Raw genomic sequence first — 15584 nt, forward strand, 5'->3', positions numbered from 1 at the left:
CAGAGGGAGGGACGGCGTGCCGGTCAGCGTCGTCCCGTGAGACCCGCCGCGCCGGTGGCGGACACCTCGAGCGCACCGGCGACGGCGGCCGGGAGCGCCGTGACGGCTCTGGTCGGCGGGTTGAGGTTGACGAGGCCGGACCTGACCTTGACCGTGCCGACCAGCCGGCTCTGTGTGTCGCCGATCAGCAGGCAGGACCGGAACGCCTCCTGGCGGACGTAGATCCGCGGGCCGTTCTCGTCGGTCCAGAGGGTGCCGTCGGAGGCTTCTCCGTAGATGTACGACCAGGTGTTGTTCGTGTCGAGGACGTACGCCTCGCCGCCGGGCCGGATGTTCCACCAGCCGCGTGTCCCCCAACGGCCGTACGCGGCGCAGGTGTCGGGGCTGAAGAAGAGAATGGCGACGGAGACGGTCTGGTGGTATCGGTTGCGGATGCGGAGTTCCATGATCAACGCTCTCCTTCCTGGAACCGGACGCGCAGCGGCCGGTGATCGACGGGCTCGTCGCCCGGAGGGAGCTGGAAGTTCGACATCCCGTCGCTCTCACCGGCGGCGGACGTGACCGGGTCGCCGCCGAAAGCGGCCGTCGGGTCCGTCGGCCCTTGCCCGTCGGATCCCTCCCGCTCCTGGAACTGCTGTCGCAGCGGCCGCGGATCGAGGGGATCCTCGCCCGGCGCAAGCTGCTCGTCCGTCGTGGTCGCGGAGCCCGTGTCCTTCGGGGACCCGGCTCCCTGAGCCGCGTGGAACGCCTCCCACAGATCGGCGTCGGTTCGCTGTGACGATGCCTCCATCTCGAAGTCGCTGGTGGGGTCGGGCTGCTTTCGCAGGGCGTTCTCACTCATCTCTTCCTCCTGGTTCCGTCGGTGCGACAGACAGTGGAGAAGTGCGCGTGGAGTGTGGAAGCCGTGGGGTGTGGAAGCTCAGACGCGGAGCAGCGCCTGGGCCGGTCGGCCGCCGTGTGCGGTCACGCTCGTCTCCGAGACGCCGCCGTCCGGTGTCCTGCACTGGACGGTGTAGACACCGTCGGCGCGAACGGCGAGCGTGAAACTCCCGTCCGCGGCGGACAGGACGGCGATGTCGGGATACGGCTCCGGTCCGGCGGTGAGATACACGCTGGCGTCCGGAACGGGGTTGCCGGTCACGTCCCGCACCACTCCGGTGATCAGGCGTGCCGACTGGTCGCTGTGCGGCACCGGCGTGTTCACCACCTTCGGCGGGAGGGGGGCGCGCGATGGGCGCCGGCCGTTATGCGGTCCAGGCCAGCAGGTTGTCGTGGACGGGCCTGGTGATCCTGGTCCCGGAGTTGACGGTCGCCCCACCATAGGCGTGCACCGCGATGCCGTAGCGACCGCCGTTGACCATGCGGTACACCGCGCTGCCGCTCTGTCCGCCGGCCGTGTCGATGTCGTAGTACACCTTCAGCGGGTTCACCGAGCTGATGCCACGGCCGTCGTACCACTGCGTCCCCGCGGGTTTGTCCCCCGGGTATCCGGAGATGTTGCCGACGGACTTGAGCAGATCCGCGTCCGGCCACGCCCCGAAGCCGAACCATCCGGTGGTGGAGCCCAGTTCCGTGGGGATGACGACGGCGCCGTAGTCGTAGTTCTCGTCGCCGGAGTCGGTCCAGCCCAGCACCGAGCGGAAGTTGGTACTGGTCACAGATCCGAACGGCAGCGCCGTGCCGTTGCGGCCGGGCATGACCTGGATGCTCTTGACCCATCCGTCACGTCCGGGCACACCGCTGTTCTTGATGTACACCACGTGACCGGCCGTCGCGAGCGTGTGCTGTCCGATGAACCACGCGGTGCCGATCCACCGGGAGTTGTCCGCGGCGGTGATGAGCAACGACGCGTGCACCCGCCACGGATAGATCGCCGTGTTCGTGACCTGGACACGGTCGTCCAGCAGGTGAACGGTCTCGGCGACCGGGTGCGCCGGGCCGAACGACGCCTCGCCGATGTCCGGCAGTTGGGCGGTCGGCGCCGTCCATACCGCGGCGGAGAGGGCGTCGTACTCCGGGCGCCGGTAGCCCTCCACGTTCTCCAGACCGTCCGAACCGGGCGGGACGGGTGTTCCCGCCACGCCCTCCGACGGGCTGCGGAAGAGCGGCTGCTCCGCGGCGATGGCCGACAGCTCTTCCGGCTGGTTCGACGCGGCCGTGTGCGGATCGCGTGTCATGTCCTTGGTTCCTTCCCTGGGGAGACCGGCGCGCCACCGTCCGTCGGCGACTGCCGGCGGACGACTGGGGGTGGAGACGCTGACGGAAGACGAGGAACCGCAGGAGCGGGGAAGGGGCGGCAGTGGCTCTGCCGGACGGTGCCGTGCTGCGACATGGTCTCGGCCCACAATGGGGTACAAGCTCCCTCATCAGCCACGATAAGCCCATTCGGGTGATCTGGCATCAGAAGCCGGCACCGCCCGAGACCGCCCGGCGCCCAGGGCTTCCCTTCCTCTCCGGCGCGTCCGTGTGCAGCAGCGCGACCGAGAGCCGGATCAGGATGGCGCCGACCAGGATGTGCAGCGAACTCGTGAGCAGGGACTCCGGCAGTGCGGTCAGGAACGCGAACAGGGGCAGGACGACGGCGTAGCCCCAGGACGGGATCCTCGGGAACACCCGGGCGCGGAGCAGGGCCGCCCCGAACAGGGCGCAGCCCACGGCGAAGACGGCCGCGGAGCCGATGAGCACGGGAACGGTGGGGCCGGTCAGGGTCTCGTCCAGGACGGCCTCGTCGAAGTAGAACAGCACCAGGTTCCCGGCGAAGGCGGCACCGCCGAACAGGCCGAGACCGATGAGGTTCACGGTGTGGGCGATGTCCCCGAAGCGGCCGGCGGCCGGGCTCTGCCGTCGGTGCAGCGCGGTGAGCAGCGGCAGGGCGAACGCCGGGGACAGGGCGAGCGGGACGCTGGTCGCGGAGGTCTCCCCGGTGAAGATCTCGACCAGCGCGGGCAGGGCGATCAGCAGACCGGCCAGCACCCCGCACAGGGCGTCGGTACGGAGTGTCGTCGAAGTGGTGGGCAGGGGTGAGGACATGGGACCGCTCCGGTTGCTCGGACAGTGGGTCAGGGCGGCAACCGTAGGGAGCGGGCACCAGGCGGCGGGAGGTGCGGGGCGGCGACATCGAGTGGCCGGAGGTCACCATCTGCCGGGCGCTGTACGGCCGTTCGGCAGGTGCCGATCGGCCAGGGTTCCTTCACCGGGGTCCCTCGGGGGCCGCCCGAGCCTTAGCCTGGCGGCAGCGGGTGAGGGGGTGTCATGGCGGCGTATGTGCCCGTGCGGTGGGTGGCGCCGCTGTTGTACGGCGCGGTGCTCGTCGGCGGTCTGTACTACGCGGCGGCCGGTCTGGGCGAGGGCCGGGGGCCGTCGGGGTGGCGGACGGCCGGGTTCGTCGCCGTGATCGGAGCGCTGTTCGCCCTGGAGGCGGCGGTACGGCGTCGGCCCGCGACCCGGCTGCCGGCGTTGCTGGCGCGGTCCGGTCTGATCGTCGCGGTGGTGCTCCTCGACGCCTCGGGACTGTCACAGGTCCTGTTCGTGCTGCTGCCGTTCACCGCCTACTTCGCCTTCGGCCGCACGACCGCGCTCGCCCTGGGCGCCCTGTGCCTGGCCGGGCTGCTCACCTCGTACCTGCTGACCGCGCCGGGTTGGTATCGCGACCTCGAACACGTCTCCGATCTGCTGATGCTCACCGTCGGCCTGGTGCTGGCGCTCTCCATGGCCGCCGTGGCCGTCGGGGAGCAGCGGGCGCGGCTCGAACTCCAGGAGTACGCCGCCCGGGTCGCCGTCCTGTCCGCCGCCGCCGAGCGCAACCGGCTGGCCCGGGACATCCACGACAGCCTCGGTCACCATCTCACCGCGATGTCCGTGCAGTTGGAGATGGCCTCGGACTTCCGGGCCCTGGACCCCGACGCGGCCCAGCGGGCGCTGAACGAGGCGCGGCAATCGGTGCGGCTCGCGCTGGGCGACGTACGGCAGTCGGTGCGGGCGCTGCGTGACGAGGCGGTGCGGCCGGCGCTGTCGGACGCGCTGGCCGGCCTGGCGCGGGACGGCGGGGCGCCGCCACGGGTCACCGTCGAGGTGAGCGGTGACGAGGACGGCTACGGCACGGCCGAGCTGACCGCCTTGTACCGGGCCGCGCAGGAGGGTGTGACCAACGCGCGCCGTCACGCACTGGCCTCACGGGTGACGGTGGTGGTCCGGCTGGCCGGGGACGCCGCGCGGCTGGTGGTGACGGACGACGGCCGAGGCTTCGCACCGGCCACGGCCGCCACCGGGTTCGGCCTGGTCGGGATGCGGGAACGGGTGCAACTGGTGGCGGGGCAGGTGGAGATCGACAGCGGTCCGGGCGCCGGTACCCGGCTGACGGTGACGGTTCCGCGCGGGCGGACGGGGGTGGCGTGACATGGACCAGGAGCCGACGGCGGTGCGGGTGCTGGTGGTCGACGACCAGCGGCTCATCCGGGACGGCATCGCCTCCCTGCTGTCCATCCGGCCGGGCATCGAGATCGTCGGTACGGCGGTCGACGGCCGGGACGCCGTCGCGAAGACCCTCGAACTGAGCCCGGACGTCGTCCTCATGGACGTACGGATGCCGGAGATGGACGGCGTCGAGGCGGTGGCCGTCCTGCGCGGCCGGGCCCCGGAGTGCCGCGTGGTGATGCTGACGACGTTCGACGACGAGGAGTACGTCGTCCAGGCACTGCGCGCCGGAGCCCACGGCTACCTCCTCAAGGACCTGCCCGCCGAGGAACTCGCCCACGCGGTACGGCTGGCGCACGCCGGTGTCACCCAGCTCGACTCCTCCGTCGCACGCCACCTCACCGCGGCCCTGCCGTCCCCCTCCCCCGCCGACACGCCTCCCGCCGTGTCGCTGAGCCCGCGCGAGACGGACATCCTGCGGCTCCTGGCACACGGCCACACCAACCGTGAGATCGCCGCACGCCTGTACGTCAGCGAGGGCACGGTCAAGAACCACGTGTCCCGCATCCTCACCCGCCTCGCCCTGCGCGACCGCACCCAGGCTGCGCTCCGGGCGCGGGACCTCGGCCTGTTGTGAAGCCCGTACGGGCCAAATGCCATGCAATCCACGGAAACGGCACGTGGATGTGTCGTACGGCGGTCATGCCCCGGACGCATCTGCGCAGGAGCGTCACACAGGCTGCACACACCCCGTGGAAAGCCTCGCTACCTTTGCTCGCGACTCGCTCCCCCGTGCGAAAGTGAACACAGGAAGACCCCAGATGGACTACTGCTCCACGTGTCGTCGGCATCTCAACGGCGCTCTCGTATGCCCCGGGTGCGGCGCCTACGCCCCGGACATCGCTCCCCTCGCCGTCAGAATGCCGGCACCGTCCGCCGCGACGGGTGGGGCAGAGCGCCAGGCCCCCACCGCCCCGTGGAACGAGGTGGATCCCGGCGCCGAGGAACTCCGCCGGGCGCCGCAGGAGCAGCCCTACGACGGCTCGGACGTCCCGGCCCCCGCGCCCGTGGGCCGGGCGGCTCGGCGTCGCCAGCGGGAACGCTGGAAGAAGACGCAGCGCAGGGCCCTGGTCGCCACCGCGGTCGCCCTGGTCGGCGGAGGCATGACCGTCTCCTCGCTGAACCGCCAGTCCACGGAGCGGACGCAGGCGGCCACCGCGCCGGACCGGGAGGTCATGGGGATCGCGGAGGAGGAGGCCACGGACTCCGTTCCGGTGCCGTCGACGCCGACCGACACCTCCCGCCGGGCCGAGCGCACCTCGTCCCTCACCACCGGCTCCGCCACGGCGAACGCGCCGCACGAGCAGTCCGCCGTCACTCCCCGGGCCACGCCGACGGCCCCGACGGCGGTCCAGCAGCACAGCGTCAAGGTTCCGTTGACGGCGGCGACGACCTCGGCCGTGTCGCAGACGGCCGCCGCGGTGTCCGGTGCCACGAACACCGTCACGGAGACGACGGCCTCGCCCACTCCCTCGGCGACGGACAGCACCAGTACGTCGGACACGGACACGTCGTCGGCGACTCCGTCGCCGTCCGAGTCGTCGTCGGACTCGTCCTCGTCCTCGTCGTCAGGGATCTGCCTGCTCGGGCTGGTGTGCATCAGCTGATCCCACGGCGAGGAGTCGGTCAGTCCTTGGCGGGTGACACGTCGGTCACCCTGCCTTGCGTGTCCGCCTCCAGGAAGCCGCCCCCGTACTCGTCCGAGAGGTAGACGGCTATCTCGGCCGGGGTGTCGCGCGAGTCGTCGGGCAGCCTCAGCAACACGTAGCGGTACTCCGGATCGTCGACGTTCAGCTTCTTGTCCGCCTCCGCGAGGAGGGCGGGAAGCCTGTCCCAGTTGAAGATGTCGGGATCGACCGGCTGGTCGCTGGTGGACAGGGTGCCCGCCGATGTGCCCTTCTCCGCGCCTTCGTCGGGACGGAAGGTGTAGTCGTCGTACTTGGTGTCGCTGCCGTTGACCACCATTCTGGCCGTCGCGAAGTCCGGGTAGACGGTGAGGGAGCCGAACCTGTTCCGCCCGCTCTTCTCCTTCAGCGCCTTGATGGCGGAGCGGATGCCGTCCGGGGTGAGCAGCGAGGCGCTCTGGGTCCCCTCGGACCGCTGGGCATCCGGGGACGCGGTGGTCTCCGACGTGCTCGAACGTGAGGACGATGTGGACGTCGGGGCGCCCGATGCCGCGTCACCCGAGTCGCCGCCGAGGGGCAGCAGCCACCACAGCAGAACAGCGGCGAGCGAGGTTCCCGAGACGCCCAACAGGGCTGTCAGGCCGGGCGCACGCCTGCGTGGCCGTACGGGTGCGGTTGCCGGCACGCCCGTGATCCTCCCGGGTCCGGGGACGACCGGCGGCGGCCCGAACCCGGCGGTGGTCCGCGGGGCCGAGGCAGCGGACGGCGGCGCCAGCGGGTAGGAGGTGGGTTGGTGCCACTCAGCCGTCGGTCGGGCCGGGGGCGCCGATTCGATCGCGGCCAGCTGGCGGTCCAGCACTGCCGTGGACGGCCGTGCCGCAGGGTCCCGTACGAGGACGCCCATCAGCACCGGGCCCAGGGCTCCGGCCCGCACCGGCGGTGGCACCTCGTCGTGGAGGACCGCGGCGAGGGTGGCCAGGGTGCTGGCGCGGCGCAGCGGGTGGTGGCCCTCCACGGCGGTGTACAGCATCATCGCCAGCGACCACAGGTCGGAGGCGGCGCCGCCCTCGTGGCCCGAGATGCGCTCCGGGGCCATGAAGTCGGGCGTTCCGATGATGGAGCCCGTGGCGGTGAGGCCGGTCGCCTCACGGATCGCGGCGATGCCGAAGTCGGTGAGCACCGGGCGACCGTCGGGCCGCAGGAGGACGTTGGCGGGCTTGACGTCCCGGTGCTGGATGCCGGCGTCGTGGGCCGCCGTCAGCGCGGCCAGTACTCCCCGGCCGGTCCGTGCCGCCTCGTCCGTCGGCATCGGCCCCTTGGCCAGCCGGTCGGCCAGCGAGCCGCCGCTGACCAGTTCCATGACGAGCCACGGGTAGGTGCCCTCGCCGCCGTCGACGATGTGGTGGATGGTGACGACGTTCGGATGGTCGATCCGGGCCAGGGCCCTGGCCTCGCGCAGGACCCGCTCGCGCAGCATCCGCGCGCCCTCGGGGTCGTACTCGGCGAGGTCCCGGTCGGGCGGGCGGACCTCCTTGACCGCGACCAGCCGGTGCAGCACCACGTCCCTGGCCCGCCAGACGGTCCCCATCCCGCCTCCGCCGAGACGGGCCTCCAACTCGAAGCGGCCGTCGACGATCCGCCGTCCGGGGCCTCTGTCTGCCTCACTCATGGACGGGAGCCTAGACGCCACCACCGACAACGCTCACCGCACCCCGTACCGGTTCCGCCTGCCGTCGTACGCTGGCTCCCGCACGAGCCGAGAGGAGGCCGCGGTGACCGAGACGGCGTTGGCCGAGGTGATGGCCGAACTGGCCTCGCTGGAGGACCCCGGAGCACGCGCGGTGAACGAGAAGCACGGTGACGATCACGGTGTGAACCTCACCAAGCTGCGCGCGGTCGCGAAGCGGCTGAGGACGCAGCAGGAACTCTCGCGGGAGCTCTGGGGGACGGGTGACACCGCGGCGAGACTGCTGGCGCTCCTGATCTGCCGGCCGAAGGCGTTCGAGCGGGACGAACTGGACGTCATGCTGCGTGACGCGCGCACCCCGAAGGTGCACGACTGGCTCGTGAACTACGTGGTGAAGAAGAATCCGTACGCCGAAGAGCTGCGCGTGAGCTGGTTCGCCGATCCGGATCCCGTGGTCGCGAGCGCCGGCTGGGCGCTGACCACCGAACGTGTGGCGAAGAAGCCCGGGGGCCTCGACCTCGTGGGGCTGCTCGACGTGATCGAGGCGGAGATGAAGGACGCCCCGGAGCGTCTGCAGTGGGCGATGAACCACTGCCTGGCGCAGATCGGGATCGAGCACGCCGAACTCCGCGCCCGTGCCCGCGACATCGGTGAGCGCCTGGAGGTGCTCAAGGACTATCCGACCTCGCCGGGCTGCACTTCCCCGTTCGCGCCCGCCTGGATCGCCGAGATGGTGCGCCGGCGGCAGGTCACGTAGACGGAGCCGGTTCAGGCGCCCACCGTGCCGTCGACGCCCTCGCGCAGGAAGTCCGCGTGCCCGTTGTGGCGGCCGTACTCCAGGAGCACATGGACCATCACCATCCGCAGCGACACCTCCTCCTCCCATCTCGGCTGATGTCCGGCCAGGTCCAGGGAGTCGGCCTCCCGCTCGATCCGGCGCGAGTTCTCCACCTCCGCCTCCCAGGCCGTGAACGCCTCCTCCCTCGTCGACGCGCTCGCGTCGTACGCCGCCTGGAAGTCGATGCGGTCGGACCAGACCATGGGCGCGTCGTTGTCCTCGAACACCCGGCGGAACCAGGCACGTTCCACCTCGGCCATGTGCCGCACCAGACCGAGCAGCGACAGCGTCGACGGGGGCATCGAGCGCTGCTTCAGTTCCTCGTCGGTGAGCCCTTCGCACTTCATGGCGAGGGTCGCCCGGTGGTAGTCGAGAAAGGCCCGCAGCATGTCGCGCTCACTGCCGAAACTGGGCGGTCCCGTGCGGGTGTCGCTGGTCACCGGTCGTGCTCCTCGTCCGTGCGTGCAGAAAGATTTCGCGAGTGTACGGGGATCATGTGAACCCCCGTCCCACCTGCGCGAACTCCGCGTTCTCCCCGTTCCTGTCCCTCGGCGTTCTACACGCGTGGCGTCCCCGGTCCGCTGAGCGGAACAGGGCGCGACAGGGGACTTTCCGCATGCCACGCTGTCGACCGGAATTCGACATCGTCGAGGAGATGCTGACCCCTCTCCTTACTCCCTTCCCGAACCACATATGTCAATCGCGGGGGCGAACGTGACATCGGAGACAGGTGTACTGGAATTACGTGTGCTCGGACCGTTGGAGACCGTCGTCGACGGCAGGTCCGTGGATCTTGGTGGTCCCCAACTGCGGTGCGTTCTCGCCCGGTTGGCGGTCGTGCCCGGCCGGACCGTGAGCGTGGGGGCGCTGGCGGCGGAGCTGTGGGGTGCGTTTCCGCCCGCGGACGCGCACCGGACCGTGCGTACCTACGTGTCGAGGCTGCGCACCGCTCTGCGCGGCGCGGCCGGTGCGGAGGGGCTGCTGGTCACCCGGCCGCCGGGCTATCAGCTGCGGGTGGATCCGACGGTGGTCGACGCCGTGCGGTTCGAACGGCTGGCGGCGTCGGGCCGGCAGGCGCTGGCGGCGCGGCAGCCTCAGCTCGCCGTCGAACGTCTGACGAGCGCGCTGGGTCTGTGGCGTGGTGATGCCTTCGCCGAGTTCGACCGTCATCCGGCGATCGCGGCGGAGGCGACCCGGCTGGAGCGGTCCCGGATGTCGGCGATCGAGGCACGGATCGAGGCCGCGCTGGCCATGGGTCTCGACGCCCAGGTGGCCGTCGAGCTGGAAGGACTGGTCCGGGCCCATCCCACGCGGGAGGTGCTGTGGGGGCAGCTGATGACCGCGCTGTACCGCTCGGGCAGGCAGGCCGAGGCGTTGTCCGCGTTCCAGCTCGCGCGTGCGGTGCTGATCGAGGGTCACGGGGTCGAGCCGTCGCCGGGGCTGGTCGAGATCCATCGGCAGATCCTTCGGCACGACACCGCGCTGGGGCGTGGCGGGCGGCCGTCGGGCGGCGGGAGGCCCACCTGGGGTGGCGACCAGGGGGTCGGTGCGGACGCGCCGGACCACGGCTCGCCCTTCGTGCCGTCGGGTGCGGCTGTCTGACATCACGTCAAGGTCGTACGGAGGGACCCCGGTCGGCGGTTCCTGGCCTCGTCGCCAGGGACCGCCGGCCGGTTCCTCATTTCCGGGTCGCCGCGTTGCGGGCGGCTTCGATCGCGCCGTACAGGGGGTCCGACCGCCCGGCGACCCGCAGCGGTATGTGAGCGGGCGTCGAGTCGTGCGGGACCGCGATGCCCTGGTCGTCGTAGTGGACGTCGCCGGGACCGATCCGGGCGACATGGGGCCGGCTGCCGCTCACGAACGCCCGTGTGCCGGGGCCCGGGACGTCGATGCGGATGATGCTGCCGTCCCTGAACACCCAGGTGAGCGTCACGGCACCTGTGACCTCCGCACGGGGAGCGTGCGGCTGCCGGGCACCTTGCGGCAGCTCGATCCTGGGCGGCCTCCCGATGCCGGCGGCGATCTCGCCGTACGTCCGGTTGGCCAGACCGCCCGGCAGGACGGTGGCCGCGGTCGGCCGGTCGGTCCTGCGGCCCGCCACGGTGGCGTCGAGTTTGTCCTTGCCGAGCAGGATGCGCCGTGCTCGCGCGAGCGACTCGATGTGGAAGAGCAGGGTTTCCTCGCCCGGCGCGTGACGCGCCGCCCGCAGTTCCAGCCGGATCAGTCCGTCGCGGACCGCGTCGCGCTGTGCGAGGGCGGTCGCGTCGCCCTTCGCAACGCGTGCCTGGAGGTCGCGCAGCTCGGCGAGTTCCCGGACGTAACGGTCGATCACCTCCTGCTGGGCGGCGGTCGGGAACGGCACCGGCGTCACCTGAAGTTCCAACCTCCGTACCTGGTTCGTGACGCCGTGGATCCTCCGCTCGACCCAGCCGATGGCCTCGCGCACCTCCGCGTCCATCGCGGGCTCCGTCCACTGCTTCCGATGGCCGGACAGACCGACCGTGAGGCGTTTGTCGTACGAGGTGAGTCGCTCGGCCAGGGCTTCGGCCCGCCCGAGCAGTAGTTCCTTGCGGTCGCCGTCGGCGAATCGTCCGAAGCCGGCCTTGGCCTTCTTGGTGCGCTCGGCCAACTGCTCGATGACCTCCCGCAGTCGTGCCTCGGCGGCGGCGGTCGCAGGTGACAGCCGGGACATGGCTCCGAGCGAGCCGAATCCCGGCCGTTTCGCTCCGAGGCGGGGTATCGGATCGGCCGGTGCGGGGAGCGCTCGCGTGTCGGGGCGGACGAGGGCGCTCCTGGCCGTGGGCGTCGCGGCTGTACCAGCGGCGGTGTTCGCGGTGGACAGCGGCCAGTGCCCGGTCTGCTCGACGACCCCGTTGACCTTGCGGTACCGGGTGAGGCCGGTGGCGTCGAGGCTGAACACCTCGTCGGGGAAGTCCGGGTGCCAGATGGCCACCCGGCCGGGACCGGCCTCGGCGAACCGGGTCCCGGGCAGGAATCCCCAACGGCTCCCCTGGCGCACGGTGCCCGCCGACAGCAGCTCGCCGGCCTTCGCCGACAGCCGGGTGCCACGCGGGTGCAGTGCCCGGAGAGCGCCGGGGACCGCTTCGCCGATCGAGGTGAACAGCGCGAACAGCTCCCACCCGTGGCCCCTGGGGGCGGGTGTGTCGGCGAGCGGCGTGCCCGCGTGGGACCGCGCCCGCTGCCGGTGCTCCTCCCCGTCCAGTTTCACCACGTCATGGATCTGCAGCGCGAGGACGACCGCGCGCGCCGCGTAGCCCACCGCCGCCAACGGTCCACCAGCGAAGCTGAGGACGAGCAGCAGCAGGTCGACCGCCGCCCGTACGAGGCTTCGCGGCGCGGCCCGCCGGTCCCGGACGACCAGTGCCTGTACGGAGTTCGCGGGCAGCCCCAGCTGGTCCAGTGCCTCGTCGATGATGTGGTTGAGGCCGAAGACCTCTTCGCGGTCCTCCCCCAGGGTGGCCCGGACGCCGTCGATGTTGGCGAGCTGTGCCTGGGCGTTCTGCCGCAGCAGGTCGCCGAGGAGGTCCGGCACCCGGGCCCCCAACGCGCCCCGCAGCGCCACCGGGTCGCGGAGGATCGGATAGTCGCCGATCAGTTTCAGCACGGCGTCCACGGAGGGCGCGGGCGGGCGCCGCATCGCCGCGAGTTCACCGGCCAGCGCCACGAGCACCCGGGGCTCCCGGTAGCGGTGGAGTTCCGCCCGGAGCACGCGCTCGCTCTCCTTCATGGTGGCGAGCGCGATACCGACCGCACGTTCCCGCACGACCTCGCGCAACGCGCGGACGGCGTCGTCGAAGGCGTCGAGGCCGGCGAAGCCCGCCGCACGCAGGGCGCGCAGCATGTCGTCCTTCGCCTCCTGCTTCCTCGTCGTGTCGAACCCTTCCCTGTCCGGGCGGTCGTTCGGGAGGCCCTCGTAGAACTTGATGGTCTCGTAGAGCTTCTCCAGGCCGTTGAGCCGCCCGATGGCCCGCGCCTCCCGGACCGGGCTGACCCGCTTGTGCGCCGCGTCGATCGCCGTGTCACGCGCCGCCGCGTCACGGATGGCCCGCGCCCGCTCGTCGCTCTTCAGGAAATCGTCGAGCCGGGCGCCCGCCAAGTCCCAGTCCCCGGGCGGGACTTCGGAACCGCTCCGCTGCTCCAGCAGGGTCCAGTCCAGCTCGGAGAGCTGCTGGAGCCGGTCGTACACGCGCGTCAGTGCGGCGAGTTGGTGCAGTCGCAGCGGGGCGAAGTCCGGCAGCCGATGGCGCGGGTGGAGCCGCAGGTAGTGGTCGCGCAGTCCGAAGTACCGGCGCATCTCGGGTGAGTGCCGGATCTCCTCGACGTCCGGGTTCCCGCGCAGCTCGTCGTCGGTCTCGAAGGCACCGGGGCCGGGGTCCTGGGCGCCTGCCACCTGCGGGTGCAGCGTGACGGCCACGGGGCGGCCGTTGTCGTCGTAGCCGGGTGCGGCGTACCGGCCGCCGCCGGGCCGGTCGAACGGCTCCCGGGCGGGCCGCCGAGCGGGGCCGACGGGCCCGGCCACCTCCTCGGGAACCGCCGTGCGCACACCTCGCGCGACACCGGCCAGCACCGTCGCGACGAGCTGCCGTCCTGTCTGCCGCGACATGCTGTCGGACAGGGTGTGCGCCCCGTCGACGCCGTCGGGGAGGTGGTACCGACGCTTCATCGCGCTCTCCTTCTCCGTTTCCCTGTCCGCCGGCGCGGTCACTCGGCCGGGTTGTGGGACAGGTCGCTCAGGCCGGGCGTCCGGATGTTCCGCACCGGGACGACGACCTGCCCGGTCTCGGTCGTCGCCCAGACCTCGATCTCGTACGGCGCCACTTCGGGCCCGCGGAACTTGGGGCGCACCCCGAAGCGGACGTTGTGTCCCGCGCGGAGCGCCTTGATGACCGGGTTCTCGAAGGCGGTCTTGTACGAGGAGTTGTTGACCAGTACGTGCATCCAGGCGAGGTTCCCGAGATCGCGCCCCGAGCCGCCCATCACATTGGCGAGGAGATGCCCCTTGCGGGCGCCGTACCTGGCCACGCCTTCGGGCTGCTGGCCGACAGGGTTGACGTCGTGCGCCGAGGAGGTGCCGGTGTTCAGGTCGGCCGGGGTGAGTTCGCCCATCGTGCCGGTGGGCAGACCGTTCTCCAGGGCACTCACTTGGACCCGGTCGGCGAACGCGACGGCTGGCTGGCGCGACGAGGAGGTGTCGGGGTTCTCCCGTCGGCGGGCGTCGGACCGGTTCGGCATGGTCTCCACGTGCATCCCGCGCTCCCCCATCACCTGCGCCTCCATGGAGGTTCCACGGCCCGTCACGACTCGCGCCGCCTCCTCGCGGGCCCTGAACCCCGTCGTGGTGCCGGGGGCGCCGGGCGTGGCTGCGGTGCCGGTGACCCGGCGTGTGCCCGTCCGGTCGACCGTGGTCACGGCGACGACGCGGGCCACGGTGCGGCCTGCCCGGGCGTCGGCCCCGGCGCGCGCACCGGCCGCCTCCGGAGCGGTCGCGCGGGGAGAAGCGGTACGGGGAGAGACCTGCGCCCGAGGTGCGGCGGGCGGTGCCGTTCCGCCCTGCCGGGCCACGGACGCGGTCGCGTCGCCCCCGGACACGACGGTCCGGGGCGCTGTCGACGACGAGGCCCGTGGAACAGCGGCGGCCGGAGATCCCCGGGGCGGAACCGGGACGCCCGCGGACGACGCCTCGCGTGCGGTGAGCGCCGCCACGGGCCGCCCGGCGCCGATTCCCGGCACTGCCATCCCGGCCTCGGTGCCCTCCATCGCGGCGCCCAGCGGCCGGCCGAGACGGCGCGTGGTCAGGCGCAGCGCGAGCAGGGTGTTCCGGACGTAGGCGCTGCTCGCGCCGGACAGCAGGGCCCGCGCTCCGGCCCGTAACGCCAGGCTCCCGAGCTTGACCGCGGCCCTGCCCAAGAGGAGGTACTCGATCGGTCCGAGCCCCTTGTCGACCAGCGCCGCCTCACTGATCCAGAAGTCGGCCACGTCCCCGTTGGCGTCGTGGATCCGGTGCTCACGGCGCCCGCTGCCGCCGGACACGGTGTAGTAGCCGACGATGTGCGGGCCGTCGAACTGCGGGACCGGCCTCACCTCGTTCCAGTTCGCCACCAGGTACTCCTCGAAGGGGGTCAACCGCCCGCCGACCATCCTGACGAGAAAGGCGTGCAGCGCCTGAGGGGTCATCTCCCAGCTGTGCTCGTGCACGACGACATGCGTGTTGGCCTGGTCTCCCCGGCCCTCGATCACCTCGGTCCGGTCACGCACCGTCAAATGCGTCCGGTCGCCGACCGTGATGGGGGCGCGCCGCTCCTCGAAGGTGAGCGACCTCCAGTGGTCGGGGTCCTCCGGGGTGGGGCCGTAGAGCATCCGGATGGTGTCGGCGCTCAGGTTGGTCGACGGGGCCGGCCTGGCTGCCCCGGTCTGCCGTGCCTGCAAGCCGAGGAAGAAGGATTCGAGCCCGTCCCGCCGCAATGCCTGGGTGAACGCCTGGTAGTCGACGGTGTCGGCGTACCAGTCCACGACCCGCCGGAGCCAGGCCAGGTCACGACGGCTGTCGATCTTGAGGAACGCCTTGGCTTCGAGCAGGACCCGGTCCTCGAATCGCGGCCCGTGCGGGTAGCGCCGTGCCGCCGGTGCTGTCGGCGCTCCGCGCACGGGCACGGTGACGGGGCGGCCACCGCTGTCGTAGCTGGGCACCTGCGCGCCGCCCCGCGCGTTCGCCGCGTCCCGGCCCGGCTCGTACCGCTCCCGCACCGGCGGAGCGGTCCTCGCCTCGAAGCGGTGCCGCTCGGCCAGTATCCGCTCCACCTGTGCCACTCGCGCCGCGACGGTACGGGCCAGCTCCCGGCCGAGCTGCTCCAGCTGTGCCGGGGTCGGCTCCCCCACCAGCCGGACGGCTATCGGGACGTGGCAGTCGATCGGCATGTCAGCTGCTCCACAACTCTCGGGC

The 15584-nt window shown here is 71.9% G+C and carries 14 protein-coding genes; 4 read left to right on the forward strand and 10 right to left on the reverse strand.

The annotated features are described in order from the left end of the window. Window positions 1–23: 23 nt before the first annotated feature. The 5 genes from ACFYXF_RS14110 to ACFYXF_RS14130 form a co-directional block, all read right to left on the reverse strand. On the reverse strand, window positions 24–446 hold the full coding sequence (locus ACFYXF_RS14110; RefSeq protein WP_389349801.1) for a hypothetical protein: 423 nt from the start codon (window positions 444–446) through the stop codon (window positions 24–26). Between the two features lie 2 nt (window positions 447–448). Continuing rightward, complete coding sequence (locus ACFYXF_RS14115; RefSeq protein WP_389349802.1) at window positions 449–841, reverse strand: hypothetical protein; 393 nt, start codon at window positions 839–841, stop codon at window positions 449–451. Window positions 842–919: 78 nt separating this feature from the next. Beyond that, the gene (locus ACFYXF_RS14120; protein ID WP_389349803.1) at window positions 920–1204 is read right to left on the reverse strand and encodes a carboxypeptidase-like regulatory domain-containing protein; all 285 of its coding nucleotides are present in this window, start codon (window positions 1202–1204) and stop codon (window positions 920–922) included. A 40-nt stretch (window positions 1205–1244) separates the two neighbouring features. Beyond that, window positions 1245–2177 (reverse strand): trypsin-like serine peptidase, encoded by a 933-nt coding sequence (locus tag ACFYXF_RS14125; RefSeq protein ID WP_389349804.1) that lies wholly within the window; start codon window positions 2175–2177, stop codon window positions 1245–1247. Window positions 2178–2400: 223 nt separating this feature from the next. Further along, complete coding sequence (locus tag ACFYXF_RS14130; protein WP_389349805.1) at window positions 2401–3030, reverse strand: hypothetical protein; 630 nt, start codon at window positions 3028–3030, stop codon at window positions 2401–2403. Between the two features lie 222 nt (window positions 3031–3252). Between ACFYXF_RS14130 and ACFYXF_RS14135 the strand changes: the two genes are divergently transcribed. Then, window positions 3253–4395: a sensor histidine kinase gene (locus ACFYXF_RS14135; protein ID WP_389349806.1), complete on the forward strand. Its 1143-nt coding sequence runs from the start codon at window positions 3253–3255 to the stop codon at window positions 4393–4395. A 1-nt stretch (window position 4396) separates the two neighbouring features. After that, a complete protein-coding gene (locus ACFYXF_RS14140) occupies window positions 4397–5050 on the forward strand; it encodes a response regulator (RefSeq protein ID WP_389349807.1) in 654 nt (217 codons plus the stop codon). Between the two features lie 396 nt (window positions 5051–5446). On the opposite strand, the gene ACFYXF_RS14145 is transcribed toward ACFYXF_RS14140, so the two are convergent. Together ACFYXF_RS14145 and ACFYXF_RS14150 are read right to left on the reverse strand one after the other, a co-directional pair. Then, entirely contained in the window at window positions 5447–6073 is a 627-nt protein-coding gene (locus ACFYXF_RS14145) for a hypothetical protein (protein ID WP_389349808.1), read from the reverse strand. Between the two features lie 26 nt (window positions 6074–6099). Continuing rightward, entirely contained in the window at window positions 6100–7767 is a 1668-nt protein-coding gene (locus ACFYXF_RS14150; protein WP_389349809.1) for a serine/threonine-protein kinase, read from the reverse strand. A gap of 130 nt (window positions 7768–7897) precedes the next feature. Between ACFYXF_RS14150 and ACFYXF_RS14155 the strand changes: the two genes are divergently transcribed. Continuing rightward, a complete protein-coding gene (locus tag ACFYXF_RS14155; protein WP_389349937.1) occupies window positions 7898–8542 on the forward strand; it encodes a DNA alkylation repair protein in 645 nt (214 codons plus the stop codon). An 11-nt stretch (window positions 8543–8553) separates the two neighbouring features. On the opposite strand, the gene ACFYXF_RS14160 is transcribed toward ACFYXF_RS14155, so the two are convergent. Continuing rightward, complete coding sequence (locus ACFYXF_RS14160) at window positions 8554–9063, reverse strand: DinB family protein (RefSeq protein WP_389349810.1); 510 nt, start codon at window positions 9061–9063, stop codon at window positions 8554–8556. A gap of 307 nt (window positions 9064–9370) precedes the next feature. On the opposite strand from ACFYXF_RS14160, the gene ACFYXF_RS14165 reads away from it, so the two are divergent. Then, a complete protein-coding gene (locus tag ACFYXF_RS14165) occupies window positions 9371–10225 on the forward strand; it encodes a BTAD domain-containing putative transcriptional regulator (RefSeq protein ID WP_389349811.1) in 855 nt (284 codons plus the stop codon). 76 nt (window positions 10226–10301) lie between these two features. Here ACFYXF_RS14165 and ACFYXF_RS14170 read toward each other — a convergent pair whose 3' ends face one another. Further along, window positions 10302–13307, reverse strand: coding sequence for a hypothetical protein (locus ACFYXF_RS14170; RefSeq protein WP_389349812.1), 3006 nt, complete (start codon window positions 13305–13307; stop codon window positions 10302–10304). Between the two features lie 38 nt (window positions 13308–13345). Further along, the gene (locus ACFYXF_RS14175; RefSeq protein ID WP_389349813.1) at window positions 13346–15559 is read right to left on the reverse strand and encodes a DNA/RNA non-specific endonuclease; all 2214 of its coding nucleotides are present in this window, start codon (window positions 15557–15559) and stop codon (window positions 13346–13348) included. Window positions 15560–15584: the final 25 nt, after the last annotated feature.

The sequence above is a fragment of the Streptomyces sp. NPDC002680 genome, from assembly GCF_042889145.1.
Classification (GTDB): domain Bacteria; phylum Actinomycetota; class Actinomycetes; order Streptomycetales; family Streptomycetaceae; genus Streptomyces; species Streptomyces adonidis.

What these genes read in the sequence shown, in the direction of transcription:
- ACFYXF_RS14170 (WP_389349812.1), bottom strand. Translation starts at nt 13,307, where the DNA reads ATGAAGCGTCGGTACCACCTCCCCGACGGCGTCGACGGGGCGCACACC.
- ACFYXF_RS14175 (WP_389349813.1), bottom strand. Translation starts at nt 15,559, where the DNA reads ATGCCGATCGACTGCCACGTCCCGATAGCCGTCCGGCTGGTGGGGGAG.
- ACFYXF_RS14135 (WP_389349806.1), top strand. Translation starts at nt 3,253, where the DNA reads ATGGCGGCGTATGTGCCCGTGCGGTGGGTGGCGCCGCTGTTGTACGGC.
- ACFYXF_RS14150 (WP_389349809.1), bottom strand. Translation starts at nt 7,767, where the DNA reads ATGAGTGAGGCAGACAGAGGCCCCGGACGGCGGATCGTCGACGGCCGC.
- ACFYXF_RS14110 (WP_389349801.1), bottom strand. Translation starts at nt 446, where the DNA reads ATGGAACTCCGCATCCGCAACCGATACCACCAGACCGTCTCCGTCGCC.
- ACFYXF_RS14125 (WP_389349804.1), bottom strand. Translation starts at nt 2,177, where the DNA reads ATGACACGCGATCCGCACACGGCCGCGTCGAACCAGCCGGAAGAGCTG.
- ACFYXF_RS14155 (WP_389349937.1), top strand. Translation starts at nt 7,898, where the DNA reads ATGGCCGAACTGGCCTCGCTGGAGGACCCCGGAGCACGCGCGGTGAAC.
- ACFYXF_RS14115 (WP_389349802.1), bottom strand. Translation starts at nt 841, where the DNA reads ATGAGTGAGAACGCCCTGCGAAAGCAGCCCGACCCCACCAGCGACTTC.
- ACFYXF_RS14130 (WP_389349805.1), bottom strand. Translation starts at nt 3,030, where the DNA reads ATGTCCTCACCCCTGCCCACCACTTCGACGACACTCCGTACCGACGCC.
- ACFYXF_RS14140 (WP_389349807.1), top strand. Translation starts at nt 4,397, where the DNA reads ATGGACCAGGAGCCGACGGCGGTGCGGGTGCTGGTGGTCGACGACCAG.
- ACFYXF_RS14145 (WP_389349808.1), bottom strand. Translation starts at nt 6,073, where the DNA reads ATGCACACCAGCCCGAGCAGGCAGATCCCTGACGACGAGGACGAGGAC.